The sequence below is a fragment of the Algoriphagus aurantiacus genome, from assembly GCF_035156405.1.
Lineage (GTDB): Bacteria > Bacteroidota > Bacteroidia > Cytophagales > Cyclobacteriaceae > Algoriphagus > Algoriphagus aurantiacus.
On the sequence record NZ_JAXRUT010000053.1, the window covers coordinates 1 to 13,705 of the forward strand.

A 13,705-nucleotide genomic window follows, 5' to 3' on the forward strand; every position below is an offset into this window, starting at 1 on the left:
CTGCCACTTACAGAACAGGGAATAGTACGCTTCGTTGCTTGTCTTTTTCATCCTGCAACATTATACATTCAGGACTCAACTATCAATATGGTTTTGTCGGATGCATACAATCAAAAAGTAAAGAAATTGATTATTGACTTGCGCAATAACAGTGGTGGTGACGACCAATATGGCGCTTTACTTTATTCATACTTAACAAATAAGCCATTCCAATACTTCGCTTCTATCGAATCTAATACTAAAAAGCTTGAGACAAGTGACCATCCTGGTCTGGATGTACAACAGCCCAGCATGGATAGTTTTAAAGGAAAAGTCCTTTTCATAATCAATGGCTTATCTTTTTCAACAACCTCGGACATTTGTGCCATTGCCAAAAGTAAGAATAGAGGAAGATTTGTAGGTGAGGAGACTGGAGGTGGCTACTATGGCAATACATCCGGTGAGACTTTTAGGACAACCCTACCAAACAGCAAAATCAATATTGCTATTCCTAAATATAAGTATAGCAACGCAGTTAAGAAAGCCAAGTATCACGACAGAGGAATAATTCCGGATTACTTTGTGATTCCAAGCATTAGTGATATAATTATTGGCAAGGATGTCCAACTTGAATATGCGCTTGGGCTGATAAAGAAATAAAATCACTCTCCGAAACCACACCAACGCCGCACATTCCGACCCACAAACAAAGCTTTGCCATCCGTGTGGTTTGAGTTCAGTGCATGCGGCACATGTGCATAACAAAATGTTTATGCCAGCTTGGGGTGATGTGTAAATTTGAAGTTTTGTTTTCTTAATTTCGTTCGGCAACGTGGGACAGTGATGCGCTTCGAAAACCCAAGCCATCATAAACACAAGTGTTACCACACATAATGACTAACATGAAACTACAAAGAATAATTTTAGTAATTCTCATCATTGGACTAACTGCCTGTTCAAAAAAGAATGATGAAATAATAATCAACGGAAAGGTTACTGGCGACATTCCTGATAAAATTGAATATACAATACCTGTCAATGGAACCTGGTTCTATGGTGCTAAAAATTCAGTTATTCCTGATTCTGTGGGTAATTTCAAAATTTCCATGAAATCGGATGTAGCCTCATTTATAACTCTCTATATACCGAAAAAAGCAGCTGCTGTTTTGCTCGTTGAACCAGATAAAAACTATGAAGTTGATTTTAAATTAAATTCAAAAAATGAAATATTCAAAATAAACGGAAAAAACAATGAAGCTCTTACTTTATACAATTTATTCCCTCTCCCTGAATTTTATGTTCTTAGTACTTCTAATGAACTATTAAAAGATTCTGTTTTATCAAGTGTGTCATCAAAAATAAATATACTAAAAGAAAAAGAAATATCGCAGTTCAAAAAACAGTTTGAAAAGCAGATAATTACGAAAGATTTTTACGATTTAGCAGAATTGGATAGAAAATATTACTATTTAGCATTGGAAACCTCAATTGTTGCAACCAGATATAATTCCCAAGCAGATAGTGCAGAAACTCAGAATTCTCAAATTTTAAAAATTTGGAAAAAAATATTTAATCAAACCCCACCTACTGAATCTTTTGATATCCGATCCCCTTGGTCATTTACGTTGATGAGAAATTACATAAATTTCAATCAAAGAAATCCAAACACTTTAGACCTTCATGAAATTGAAAATACACTTGAAAATGACAGTCATTCCTATAAGATTAACGAGGCTAAAAAATATCTAAAAGGGAAAGCATTAGAATATTATTATGCTACATATATTTTAAGTAATAGTTTCAATAATAAAGACAATTCCAAAGAGTTAATTGCTTTATACGAAAAGTTTAAAAAAGAATATCCTAACAGTGGATATAGCAATCACTTGACCGCTTTGATAAAGCCAATCATAGATTTTCACCAAAAAATTGAAGAATCAACCAACAATGAACAAGTCAAGTTCATTGAAAACTATGAGGACATTGACCGTTTTGATGAACTTATTAAAACCCAAAAAGGTAAAAAGGTATTCGTAGATATTTGGGGGACATGGTGTGCCCCATGTAAAAAAGAATTTCAGCAAAAAGACAAGTATTCTGAATTGCTTAAATCCAAGAACATTACAACTCTATACATTTGCGAAGGAAGAAATAGCAAAGAAAAGGTATGGAAGGAAATGATAAAATACTTTGATTTGGAAGGTCAACATTTATTGGCAAATGAAAAACTTATTGCGGACATAGTCGATAAATTCGGAAATAAAGGTTCTTTTGCGTATCCTAGATATTTACTGGTGGACGAAAACGGAAATGTTGTTAATTCACAGGCAAGTTACCCATCGAAAACGGAGCAGTTAGAAAAAGAAATAAACGAAAATTACGTGTGGTAACATTGTATAAGCGTAATGCGGGCTAAAGTACTAAATTTAAACGAATTGAATATTAATAAACATAAGGTTAAACCGAAAGTGAAGTGCTTCTAATTCCGCACTACGCTTATACTTGACCGTTACCACACATTAAATAAACGATGACAAACGAATTTTTAAGACATACATTGGCAACAATCGGCTATCGATTTCAGAAAGCAGTAAGCAATTCAAATGAGGACTTTAGCGATTTCAAAATTGGAAACAACACAAGAACCCCAAACGAAATAATATGTCATATGTATGAGGTATTGAGCGCTACACGGATATTCATTTTGGAGGAAAAACGCAACAAAGAGCAGTCCGAGAAACTTGAATTGGGATTAGAGATTGACAGATTTAACAGCGAATTAAAGAGTTTGGACAATGTACTTGCAATCAAAGAGCTTGAGATTAATTATTCCAAACGTCTACTTCAAGGACCATTTTCTGATGTTCTCACGCATATCGGACAAATTTCAATGCTGAGCGGACTTAATGGAAACCCGATTAAAGGAGAAGACTTTTCATCCGCTTCGATAATTACAGGAATAAATTTTAAATCGGAAAAATAAAACAACGTGAGTAAAGAATTAATTACAAAATCATCAATAGACATAAACGCTTCTTCTCCTAAGATTTGGGAAGCATTAGTTAAACCTGAAATAGCAAAGGAGTATTTCTTCGGAGCGGAAATTGTGACAGATTGGAAAGTAGGAAGTCCAATTACATTCAAAGGTGAATTCAACGGAAATAAATATGAAGAAAAAGGTGTGCTTCTAAACGTTGAACCGAACGCTCAACTTCAATATTCTCACTGGAGTAATTTTGATGGACTACCTGATGAACCGGAAAATTACAGAACTTGGACTTTTGACATAAGTGAAAATGAAGGGAAAACGAAATTATCCATCACTGAAGATAATATACCTACTGAAAAGCAGAAAAACCGTTCGGACGAATTTTGGAGTGAAGCTCTCTTGAAGATAAAACGACTAGTTGAAAAATGAAAACGTGTGGTAACATTGTATAAGCGTAATGCGGGCTGAACGCCTGAAATCGAGCATTTTTGCTCCTAAGAAACTTTGCGGTGGGCAGACAGTGAATCGCTTCGAAACCCGCACTACGCTTATACTTGGCCGTTGGCATTCATTAAAAAAGAAAAACATGAAGCAAATAATAATTACAATCATTTTACTATCAAGTTCATTTTTGTATGGCCAAAATGACGATTGGCATATTACCACAACAGACAAAGAAGCATATACAGGAATTGCCATGTCTAATGGCAGAATTGGAATGTTAACATCTTCTGAACCTTTTAAAATTCAGCATACCGTGTTGAATAATGTCTATGATGTTGACCCAGTACTTAAGATCAGCCAAATAGTGCATGGAATGGACTTCGGCAACTTAGAAGTTTATATAGACGGTGAACAGGTGACTGCCAAAAACATAAGCAATTGGTCGCAGACAATTGACATGAAAGAAGCGGCTTTTACAACTCATTTTGAATATAAAGAAAAAGCGAAAATTTCATGCACCGTTTACGCACTGCGCAATCTTCAATATACCGGCTATATCGATGTGGAAATTTCTGCAATGGAAGATATTGAAGTAAAGGCAATTGGTAAAATAACAATCCCCGAAAAATACCAAAACACACAAAACACCTATCAAGTACTTCGTGATGTAGAAACCACCATGCCGATTTTACAGTCAGTTGCCGAAACGCCATTTGGTAAACATTTAGTGGCTACTTCGGGTACTTTCGTTTGGCATCAAATCAATTCATCAAGAGAGCACCAAAGACCGGAATTAACCCATGCAATTGTTTCTAAATATGAAAACACGCTCTCTTTCAAGAAAGAAATCAATAAAGGTGAAAATCTTGAATTTGCGTGGACAGGTGCAGAATGTACCACAGCAGATTTTTCAGACCCTAAGTCAGAATCCGAACGTATGGTAATCTTCAATTTATTAAACGCTCGTGATGTTCTTTTAGATGGACATAAAGCGTTGTGGGAGGAACTTTGGGAAGGCGATATAATTATTGAAGGTGATTTGGAATCTCAACAAGATGTTCGTTTAGCGCTTTATCATTTATATGCTTTTGGACGAGGTGACTCAGATTTGAGTATTGCTCCAATGGGCTTATCCCTTCAAGTTCCTTATAATGGGCATATCTTTTGGGATACGGAATTATGGATGTTTCCTCCTTTACTTCTACTTAATCAGGATATTGCTCGCTCGCTAGTCAATTATCGTTCTGACAGATTAGAACCCGCTAAGAAGCGGGCAATTAATTATGGTTATAAAGGTGCTATGTTTCCTTGGGAAAGTGATGATACTGGAGAAGAAGCCACACCTCCTTTTGCATTGACCGGACCTTTCGAGCATCACATTACCGCAGATATAGGGATTGCATTTTGGAATTATTATCGAGTTACAAAGAATAAAAAATGGTTAGAGGAAAAAGGCTATCCAGTCTTAAAAGAAGTAGCTGATTTTTGGGTTAGCAGAGTAACAAAGAATAAAGACGGAAGCTATTCCATAAATAATGTAGTAGGGGCAAATGAATTCGCCCCTAATGTTAATGATAATGCTTTCACAAATGGCGCTGCTATCACCGCATTGCGGTATGCTTCTTTGGCGGCAAAAGAAATGGGAATTTCTCCTGATCCGAAATGGGAAGAAGTCGCTAATAATATTAATATATTGAAATTTGCAGACGGTACAACAAAAGAACATTCTGATTATAACGGTGAAATCATTAAACAGGCAGATGCCAATTTGTTATCGTTTCCTCTAAATATTGTCAATGATAAAGAAATAATTCTGAAAGATTTACAATACTATGAACCCAGGTTGGCAAAAGAAGGACCTGCAATGGGTAAGTCTATATTTGCTGTCCTTTATGCTCGTCAAGGAGATGCAGACAATGCTTTCAGACTTTTCAAGCAAAGCTATGTGCCTAATCAGCAAAAACCATTTGGAGCACTTTCAGAAACTGCCACTGCAAATCATTCCTATTTTGCCACTGGTGCAGGGGGGATGTTGCAAACTGTCTTATTTGGCTTTGGAGGTTTAGAGATTACAGATGAAGGTATTGTCCAAAAGAATCCTATTCTTCCTAAACAATGGAAATCGCTCACGATAAAAGGTGTAGGTTTGGATAAAAAAACATATCGAATAGAAGAGTAGAAAGAAAACGAAATGCCAACAATAGTTATAAGTAATTGCTCCTACTCGCCTACTTCTGAAAATCGTCGCGGATTTTCAGCTTGGTTTGTACTTGAAAAGTTAAGCGATAACCAACGCAACTACTTAAAACTGAGACCATTGTGCGTCATTTAAAAAAGACCTAGATACGAAATGAATGAAAAGGAACTAATACTGACAAAAGGAGAACAGCCAGTAGCGGAAATTTCAGATGGCGACTTGGATTATTTGATTGGTCGAGAATTTCCCAATGACAAGGAAACAGTTAAAACCAAATTGGATAAAATAAAAAGTGATTCTCAGAACGGAAAAAATAGAATTTCGGCTTCTGTTTTAAAATTAGCGGACAATGATTTGAGCAAAATTGACTATTTGGTGAAACTAGCGAACGAAGACTTTCGAGACATAGTTTCGGAAGCTGAATATCCAAGAGCTTCAAGTTATGATTTTGGAGAAAGAGACGATGAAGAAAGTAAAGAAGATTATTTAAACGACTGGGTAGAATACTCTGCTTGGATAGAGAAGAAATAAATATGATAAGACTGATTATTGATAAACTTGGAAGTGGGCACGATGACCTCTTTTTAAAAATTGACTTGATGCCAAGTTTTTCAAGAACAGCCGACAGTTACTATTTATTTGACTTCTTGGAAATTNACCTCTTTTTAAAAATTGACTTGATGCCAAGTTTTTCAAGAACAGCCGACAGTTACTATTTATTTGACTTCTTGGAAATTGATGACTTAGAAATTGAAAAGCAAAAAATAAACCCAGATTCGATTTTGGCATTTGGTGCAGTAAAGCTCATTGATTATTGGACGGAACGAATAAAGTCAATTGAAAAAGGACAAGTAAAGTTTATTCCATTTGACCTTTGGGATGAATATATAGGTGGATTAAGAATTGAGAAAACAAAACTTGGCTACAAAGTCAAACTTGCCTCAACCGACAAAATACACGGATATGGAGTTGGGAAATCAAACCTTGACAGTCAAATTGAAGAGAGTAAATTAAGTTTTACAGAAGATGGAAAAGCCGAATGGTTGATAAGTGAACAGGCACTATTTGAAGGACTTGAATGGAGTAAAAACGAATTGGAAAAATAAAAAACGAACGCACAACATGGTGTATAGTGCATGGCTTCCTTCGTCAGCCACGACAACATACACAGAACGTTGTGTGTCATTTTAAAATTAACCATGAAAATCATCAAGAATTGTAATCTCATTAAAATGATAGGAATCAAAAAAATATTTTTGTTCTTATTGATATTTACTTTTCAAGAAACTTTTGCTCAAGATTTATCTAAAAAGGAAAAAAAATCGATAGCTAGAATTGAATCATATTTGTCAAAGGAGTTTCCTGCAAATGAACCAGGAGCAATAATACTTATAGCAAAAAAAGGAGTAATCATTTATAAGAAACCCTTTGGTCTATCAAATTTGGAGACTAAAGAAATCCTTGATTTAAAAGATGTATTGCCAATCGCTTCAATGACAAAACAATTTACAGCGGTTTCAATTCTAAAATTAGCCGAAGAGAATAAATTAAGCCTGACAGATTCAATACAAAAGTATATTCCTGAATTTCCAAGCAAAAAATATAAAATAACAATTGAGAATTTATTAGCACAAACATCGGGAATAAGAGAATATTTTGATGTAGATGAAAGCGACTATCATATATTGACAAAAGAGCATCATCCATTACAAATTATTGAGTATTTTAAAGATGACCCATTGGAGTTCGAGCCAAATACACAGTTTCAATATAGCAATTCAAATTATTTTTTATTGGGATTTATTATTGAACGAGTATCAGGAAAACCTTATGGAGAATTTCTTGAAAAGATTATTTTTAGTCCTCTAAATATGTTGCAATCATCATATTGGTATGATATAAATAAATCGATTACAAAACAGCCGATTGGATACCAATATGTAAATGGAAATTTTAAACCTTCAATTGCAGTTGACGGCTCAATTTGGTATTCGTGTGGTGGTATCACTTCTACAGTTGAAGATTTATATAATTGGAATACATCCATTTTCCACGACATATTATTGAATTCGAATGAATTACTGAAGAACAGTACAATACTTAAAAATGGGCAGAGCACAGGTTACTCATTTGGCTTTTTTATCAAAGACCTTCAAGGTTCTACAACTTTTCAACATGGAGGTAATCTTTATGGTTTTTCAAGTAGCGGTTTATATTTACCCAAGGATGACATCTATGTGGCTATTCTTTCAAACAGAGGATTTAAGCCAACAGAAGACATTGCCAATTATCTAGGAAGTGAAATATTAGGTAAGCCAATCAAACCCTCTATTGGTGTTTTTATTGACAATATACAGCTAGAGAAATATGCAGGAACTTATCAATTATCTTCCGATAAAAATCGATTAATGAAAATTTTAATTGTAGCTGATAGGCTTGTCTTATCATTTCCTGAACAGAAAGGTGCTGAAGTAGATATATTACCAATGGGAAATCACAAATTTGAATCAAAAAAAGTGAATGCTGCATTAGAATTTTTTATGGACGATGGAGGAAACATTAAAAGTCTGATAGTTGACCAAAAAGGGAAAACCGAATGGATTAAAATACCTGAGTAAAAAAAACGAACACACAACATGTTGCGAATGGTATTAAACAAAGAAATATTCGCAGATAGTCAATTCTATATTAATTGGGTTAATGTAAAGGATGTTGCCGAAGGCTGCTATTTAGCATCTATCAATGGAAAAATTGGTGAACGATATGGTTTAGGAACCCCAAAAGCAATTGGGTTAACAGAGATAATCCACTTTGCGCAAGAATTATTCCCTGAACAAAAAATTAAAACACCATTCAAAATGCCAAAATGGATGTTAAATTTAAGTGCTTCATTATTTGAATTTCAATCTAAATTCAACGGAAAAGAACCTATGCTCCAAAAGAATCAGGTAAGAATGTATTTCAATTTACATCAGGATATGGATATTAGTAAATCGGAACGTGATTTAGGTTATGCCCCAACAAAACCTGAAATAGCTTTAAAAAATGCATTGAAATTTTTGAACGAAAATAAAGGTATAGTGTAAAAGCCAGCAGGTAACCAAACGAAAGGTTTTTAGGCGAACTGACGTTATGTCCAACCTTAAAAAGACGACATTGCAAACATTAAACAGATAATTATGGACAGAAAAGATTTTCTCAAAACAGGACTGGTACTTGGGGCAGCGACACTTGTTCCGACTGCATCGGCATTTGCCCAAAACCTGACTGGCAACAACATTGATAAATTGGTTGACAAGGACGGTAATTTCATTCACCAACCTTTGGCTTATGCTAACAATCATTTAGAACCGTATATGGACGAAGAAACTTTGCACCTTCATTACACTTTCCATCACGGAGGAGCGGTAAAGGGGGCAAACAAAGACCAACAGATGATTCAAAAGGCTTTAGACGACAACAACCTTGAAACGGTTGACTTTTGGACAAAGAAATTGGCTTTTCACCTTTCATCACACATTCTTCATTCCATATTTTGGACAAACCTGGGCAATAAAAAGACAGACCCCAAAGGCGATTTATTGAAACGAATTGAGAAAGATTTCGGCAGTTACGACAAGCTGAAAATGTATCTCGCCAAAACTTCCAAAGACGTTGACGGCAATGGCTGGGGTATTTTGGGTTATCAGCCATACACCGACAAGCTGACCATTTTGCAATGTGAAAACCACGAAAAACTGACCCAATGGGGGGTTATTCCTTTGCTTGTAATTGATGTGTGGGAACATTCGTATTACCTCAAATACAAGAACAAACGCGCTGACTTTGTGGACAATTTGTTTAACATTATCAATTGGGACAATGCCGCTCAACGATTGGACAATGCAGTAAAATTGACAAAATGAAAGAGAAGCCGACATTCAGAGAAGCATTAAAATTCTGGACTAAACTTGGCTTCATCAGTTTTGGAGGCCTGTGGGGCAAATTGCCATTATGAACAAATACCTCGTTGACAAAAAGAAATGGATAAGCGACAGCAGATTCCTGCACGCCTTGAATTACTGTATGATTTTACCCGGTCCTGAAGTACAACAATTGGCCGCTTATATGGATGGTTACTTCACGGCATCAGGGGCGGATTGGCGGCAGGTATATTGTTTTACTGCCTTCAATGTTTATTCTTCTCGGACTAAGTGTTATCTACGTTACCTTTGGGAATATCCCGTGGATTTATGCAATGTTCAGCGGACTCAAACCCGCAGTAATCGCCATAGTAATTCCCGCACTTATCAAGATTGGTAAAAAATCGTTGTTAAGCCTGTTTCATTCTTTCGTGGCTTTTGCTTGCATCTTCTTTTTCAACGTGCCATTCCCGTTAATCATTCTTGGGGCAGTTATATTGGCTGCATTGAGCCGACAAAATGTTCCCGGGATTCTTTAAAACAAACAATAATTTAACGGGTAGAAAGGAAATTCATGAAGATGAATATTACATTAACAAAAATACAGTTGTTGAAAATATGATTTAATCCGTTGTGGTTATTGAAGCAGCTCGGGACGGGTGTTTTGCTATGGATAATTCCACTTGCTGCCTTCTACTTCCTGACATCCGGCTTTCAACTTTGGAAAAACCTATCTGTATTTTTCACAAAAGCTGCATTTGTAACTTTTGGCGGGGCTTATGCCGTGTTGCCTTATGTAGCACAGGGAAGCGTTGAACAATTCAATTGGCTGACAAATCTTCAAATGATAGACGGCTTGGCACTTGGCGAAACAACACCAGGACAGGCTAATAGAAAAATTAACAAGCCTACCCTTCTCATTTTTAAGAGCTGGCCTCCCAATTGCTCCAAATCCCTATTTAGTATTTTGATATTATACATCCTGCCGAACCAATTTCCCCAATAATTCCAATGCCCTGATGTGCTTAGTAGTAAGCATATTTCCACACGACAATCGTAGAAAATTATCGAATTGTTTGCTTGTTGTAAACAGTTTTCCGGGTAAAAACGTAACGTTATTTTTTAATGCCTTCAAGTAAAGTTCTGAAGCATCATATTTTGAAGGCAATTCCACCCATAATGTATAACCTCCTTGTGGTGATGTTATTTTAGTTCCTTCAGGAAAATGCTTTATAACAACTTGCTGTATTGTATGAATTTGTTGCAATGTTTGAGTGCGCAATCTCCTTAAATGCAATTCATACCCTCCCTCCTGCAAAAAGTTGGCAATCACAATTTGTGGATGAATGGCGGTGGTCATATTGGTAATATATTTTAACTTTTCAACGATCTCCATAAAACGTCCAGGTATTATCCACCCAATTCTTGAGCCAGGAGCCAGGGATTTCGAAAACGAAGAGCAATAGATGCACCAGCCATTACTATCGAAAGATTTAATAGTAAGCGGTCGTTGCCCATAGTAGGATAAATCGCCATACACATCATCTTCAATTACCGGGATTTTATTTTGTTCAGCAATTGTCATCAATTCTTTTTTACTTTCATCACTCATTAATGCACCGGTTGGGTTGCTAAAATTTGCAGATAACAAAATTGATTTTATATCAAATGAAGCAATCGCTTTTTTCAATGATACTGTATCCATGCCGGTACCAGCATCAGAAGGAATTTCAACTACACGAAGGTTGAGCACTTCAATAATTTGTAAAAAACCATAATAGCAGGGAGATTCCACAGCAACAATATCACCTGCTTTTGTAACAGCCCTTAATGCTATCTGTATGGCTTCTACACATCCTGCCGTAATACACACCGCATCTTCACTGCAAATTATGCCGCTGCGGATACTTCTTTTGCTTATCTCTTTTTTTAAAGCTGCATGACCGGTAATGCTTCCATAATTGAGTAAACCTTTATGTTGCCGGTTAACAACTTTGTTCATTATTTTTAGTAATTGGTTTTGAGGTATCATGTGATTGCCGGGGGCCACTACGGCAAATGAAATACGGTTTTCATTCTCGGCAAGATAAATATCCCGGATAATGTCAAAACGCTTCACTGTTTTTGCTTTTATTATTTTCTGTTTTTTATGTTTTGGGGCTGGAAGATTAGTCTGTGACAAGATATGGTTTACAAAATAACCTGATTTTTCTTTAGCTGTAATCAGCCCTTTATCCTGCAAGTATAAGTAGGCTTCAAGGGCAGTGGATACACTTACTCCATGATCACTTTTAATGGTTCTTAAAGAAGGTAATTTATCACCTGTCTGGTATCTGCCATCTGTTATTGCTTTCTCTAATTGCTGTGCCAGCGATATGTATTTATGAAAAGTCTTTTTTACCATCTGTTATGGTTAAATTCTTAAAATCTGTATCTGTTATTGTGCAAATATAGCAGCTACTTTTGTAAAAAAGATAAATGAGTTCAACAGATATGTATTCAAAATTAATATTGCTTGAAGGTGACTGGGAGGGCAAAGGCGTTGGGCAGTTTCCCAATATCCCTTCGTTTAATTATGATGAAACGATACGATTTTCTATAGACCACAGCCGGAAAATTATATTGTATGAGCAAAAAACTTTTTTGAAAGAAGAGCAGCGCAACGCTCACTGGGAGGCCGGATTTATTTTACTGGATGCAGGGGCTCAAGGAAAGATTAAGATAAACAATGTACAGTCAGGCGGCAGGATGGAAATAATAGAAGGCTGGTTTGAAGCAGATAAATTGATCTTACAAACAATGCGATTTTTTAATGATGTACGCATGATAACTGCTAAGCGTATCTGGCAATGGACAGATACTGTGTTTACGTATGAAATGCATATGCACACATCTTCATCAGCTGCACAGCTTATACACCTTACTGCTTCACTCACAAAAAATAGAATATAAATATGGAAATTTTAGTTAATGAAAAAGTCTCTCCAGTCTACGGGCCATTCTGCCATGCTATCAGGGCAAACGGTTTTTTATTTTGCTCTGGCATAACACCCGTTAATGCTGATGGAATAGTGGAACACGAAACAGTGCAGGGGCAAACAGGCAAAGTATTGGAAAATATAAAAGCGATACTTGAGTTTGCAGGTGTAAACATAAATCAGGTGGTAAAGACAACAATCTATCTGAAAGACTTATCAAATTATGAAACCGTTAATAGGATTTATGCTGATTTCTTTGACAGCCATCGTCCCGCCCGTACCTGCATAGAAGTATCAAGGTTGCCAAAAGAATCGCTCGTGGAAATGGAATGTATCGCCGTATTATTAAAAAATTAAAAAAGAAGATGAAAAAATATGCTTTAATTACAGGTGCCACATCAGGCATTGGCAGAGCTACTGCAGAAGCGTTTGCGGAACAAGGTATAAACTTAATTATATGTGGGCGAAGGAACGAAAAATTAGAAGCCCTAAAACAAGAACTTCAGAATAAAGTCGCTGTAGAAATAATGTCTTTCAATGTATGCAGCAGGGAAGAAGTGCAGGTTGCATTTGCCTCTTTGCCAAATAAAGTGAAGAACAATATAAACATACTCCTTAACAACGCAGGCGGAGCACATGGATTGGATTTGATACAGGATGGCAATTACGATGATTGGGAGCAAATGATTGACAGTAACGTAAAGGGTTTGCTCTATGTATCGGAAGCGGTGATACCTGTTATGATAAAAAATAAAGAAGGGCATATTGTAAATATGAGTTCGGTGGCTGGCAAAGAAGTATATGCAAAAGGCAATGTGTATTGTGCTGCCAAACATGCAGTGGAGGCTATATCGCAGGGCATGCGGATAGATTTGATACAACATGGCCTCAAGGTTTCAAACATTGCACCGGGAGCTGTGAATACTGAATTTTCTACCGTGAGGTTTAAAAATGATATAGAGAAGGCGGACAATGTTTACAAAGGTTTCACACCTCTTGCTGCAAAAGATATTGCTGAAGTCATAACTTTCATCGTGACCCGACCTCATCATGTTAATATTGCTGACATCAGTATACTGCCATTGGCACAGGCCTCAACAACAGTTTTTAATTCAACTTAGAAATCCACCTGCTTTGCAGGTGGTCATGTGCTAGTAGCTATGCTTATATTTGGGCTATGACCAAATATAGGAAATCAAGCCATGTAGTTTTCAAA

The 13,705-nt window shown here is 36.2% G+C and carries 15 protein-coding genes and 1 pseudogene; 15 read left to right on the forward strand and 1 reads right to left on the reverse strand.

Annotated elements, in window-relative coordinates; genetic code table 11:
• The 12 genes and pseudogenes from SYJ56_RS25275 to SYJ56_RS26025 form a co-directional block, all read left to right on the forward strand.
• Window positions 1–639 (forward strand): S41 family peptidase (locus SYJ56_RS25275; RefSeq protein ID WP_323839090.1); only part of this gene is annotated, 639 nt, incomplete at its 5' end.
• 242 nt (window positions 640–881) lie between these two features.
• On the forward strand, window positions 882–2,369 hold the full coding sequence (locus SYJ56_RS25280) for a TlpA family protein disulfide reductase (protein ID WP_323839092.1): 1,488 nt from the start codon (window positions 882–884) through the stop codon (window positions 2,367–2,369).
• A gap of 140 nt (window positions 2,370–2,509) precedes the next feature.
• A complete protein-coding gene (locus SYJ56_RS25285) occupies window positions 2,510–2,962 on the forward strand; it encodes a hypothetical protein (RefSeq protein WP_323839094.1) in 453 nt (150 codons plus the stop codon).
• Between the two features lie 6 nt (window positions 2,963–2,968).
• Window positions 2,969–3,397 carry an SRPBCC domain-containing protein gene (locus tag SYJ56_RS25290; protein WP_323839096.1) on the forward strand — a complete coding sequence of 143 codons (429 nt, stop codon included), beginning with the start codon at window positions 2,969–2,971 and terminating at the stop codon, window positions 3,395–3,397.
• A gap of 28 nt (window positions 3,398–3,425) precedes the next feature.
• Window positions 3,426–5,591 (forward strand): glycosyl hydrolase family 95 catalytic domain-containing protein, encoded by a 2,166-nt coding sequence (locus SYJ56_RS25295; RefSeq protein WP_323839098.1) that lies wholly within the window; start codon window positions 3,426–3,428, stop codon window positions 5,589–5,591.
• Between the two features lie 171 nt (window positions 5,592–5,762).
• On the forward strand, window positions 5,763–6,140 hold the full coding sequence (locus SYJ56_RS25300) for a hypothetical protein (protein WP_323839100.1): 378 nt from the start codon (window positions 5,763–5,765) through the stop codon (window positions 6,138–6,140).
• A 668-nt stretch (window positions 6,141–6,808) separates the two neighbouring features.
• Window positions 6,809–8,227, forward strand: a complete 1,419-nt coding sequence (locus tag SYJ56_RS25305; RefSeq protein ID WP_323839102.1) for a serine hydrolase — start codon at window positions 6,809–6,811, stop codon at window positions 8,225–8,227.
• Window positions 8,228–8,254: 27 nt separating this feature from the next.
• Window positions 8,255–8,695: a Rossmann-fold NAD(P)-binding domain-containing protein gene (locus tag SYJ56_RS25310; RefSeq protein ID WP_323839104.1), complete on the forward strand. Its 441-nt coding sequence runs from the start codon at window positions 8,255–8,257 to the stop codon at window positions 8,693–8,695.
• A 93-nt stretch (window positions 8,696–8,788) separates the two neighbouring features.
• Window positions 8,789–9,514, forward strand: coding sequence for a Fe-Mn family superoxide dismutase (locus tag SYJ56_RS25315; RefSeq protein WP_323839106.1), 726 nt, complete (start codon window positions 8,789–8,791; stop codon window positions 9,512–9,514).
• Window positions 9,515–9,584: 70 nt separating this feature from the next.
• Window positions 9,585–9,707: pseudogene (locus SYJ56_RS26020) on the forward strand (chromate transporter); the annotation flags it as partial.
• A 13-nt stretch (window positions 9,708–9,720) separates the two neighbouring features.
• Complete coding sequence (locus tag SYJ56_RS25320; protein ID WP_323839108.1) at window positions 9,721–10,050, forward strand: chromate transporter; 330 nt, start codon at window positions 9,721–9,723, stop codon at window positions 10,048–10,050.
• A 125-nt stretch (window positions 10,051–10,175) separates the two neighbouring features.
• The gene (locus SYJ56_RS26025; protein WP_416377834.1) at window positions 10,176–10,517 is read left to right on the forward strand and encodes a chromate transporter; all 342 of its coding nucleotides are present in this window, start codon (window positions 10,176–10,178) and stop codon (window positions 10,515–10,517) included.
• On the opposite strand, the gene SYJ56_RS25325 is transcribed toward SYJ56_RS26025, so the two are convergent.
• The gene (locus tag SYJ56_RS25325) at window positions 10,485–11,915 is read right to left on the reverse strand and encodes an aminotransferase-like domain-containing protein (RefSeq protein ID WP_323839110.1); all 1,431 of its coding nucleotides are present in this window, start codon (window positions 11,913–11,915) and stop codon (window positions 10,485–10,487) included. The two genes, SYJ56_RS26025 and SYJ56_RS25325, sit on opposite strands and share 33 nt — an antisense overlap.
• Window positions 11,916–11,989: 74 nt before the next feature.
• Here SYJ56_RS25325 and SYJ56_RS25330 point away from each other — a divergent pair, with 74 nt between their 5' ends.
• The 3 genes from SYJ56_RS25330 to SYJ56_RS25340 are packed head-to-tail and all read left to right on the forward strand — an operon-like array spanning window position 11,990 to window position 13,610.
• Window positions 11,990–12,463, forward strand: a complete 474-nt coding sequence (locus tag SYJ56_RS25330) for a heme-binding beta-barrel domain-containing protein (protein WP_323839112.1) — start codon at window positions 11,990–11,992, stop codon at window positions 12,461–12,463.
• Window positions 12,464–12,465: 2 nt separating this feature from the next.
• A complete protein-coding gene (locus SYJ56_RS25335) occupies window positions 12,466–12,846 on the forward strand; it encodes a RidA family protein (RefSeq protein WP_323839114.1) in 381 nt (126 codons plus the stop codon).
• 8 nt (window positions 12,847–12,854) lie between these two features.
• Complete coding sequence (locus SYJ56_RS25340; protein WP_323839116.1) at window positions 12,855–13,610, forward strand: SDR family NAD(P)-dependent oxidoreductase; 756 nt, start codon at window positions 12,855–12,857, stop codon at window positions 13,608–13,610.
• Window positions 13,611–13,705: the final 95 nt, after the last annotated feature.

Excerpts from the sequence above, each read along its gene's own strand:
- SYJ56_RS25295 (WP_323839098.1), top strand. The coding sequence starts at position 3,426 with ATGCGGGCTGAACGCCTGAAATCGAGCATTTTTGCTCCTAAGAAACTT.
- SYJ56_RS25330 (WP_323839112.1), top strand. The coding sequence starts at position 11,990 with ATGAGTTCAACAGATATGTATTCAAAATTAATATTGCTTGAAGGTGAC.
- SYJ56_RS25285 (WP_323839094.1), top strand. The coding sequence starts at position 2,510 with ATGACAAACGAATTTTTAAGACATACATTGGCAACAATCGGCTATCGA.
- SYJ56_RS25335 (WP_323839114.1), top strand. The coding sequence starts at position 12,466 with ATGGAAATTTTAGTTAATGAAAAAGTCTCTCCAGTCTACGGGCCATTC.
- SYJ56_RS25300 (WP_323839100.1), top strand. The coding sequence starts at position 5,763 with ATGAATGAAAAGGAACTAATACTGACAAAAGGAGAACAGCCAGTAGCG.
- SYJ56_RS25280 (WP_323839092.1), top strand. The coding sequence starts at position 882 with ATGAAACTACAAAGAATAATTTTAGTAATTCTCATCATTGGACTAACT.
- SYJ56_RS25305 (WP_323839102.1), top strand. The coding sequence starts at position 6,809 with ATGAAAATCATCAAGAATTGTAATCTCATTAAAATGATAGGAATCAAA.
- SYJ56_RS25310 (WP_323839104.1), top strand. The coding sequence starts at position 8,255 with ATGGTATTAAACAAAGAAATATTCGCAGATAGTCAATTCTATATTAAT.
- SYJ56_RS25320 (WP_323839108.1), top strand. The coding sequence starts at position 9,721 with ATGGTTACTTCACGGCATCAGGGGCGGATTGGCGGCAGGTATATTGTT.
- SYJ56_RS25325 (WP_323839110.1), bottom strand. The coding sequence starts at position 11,915 with ATGGTAAAAAAGACTTTTCATAAATACATATCGCTGGCACAGCAATTA.
- SYJ56_RS25340 (WP_323839116.1), top strand. The coding sequence starts at position 12,855 with ATGAAAAAATATGCTTTAATTACAGGTGCCACATCAGGCATTGGCAGA.
- SYJ56_RS25315 (WP_323839106.1), top strand. The coding sequence starts at position 8,789 with ATGGACAGAAAAGATTTTCTCAAAACAGGACTGGTACTTGGGGCAGCG.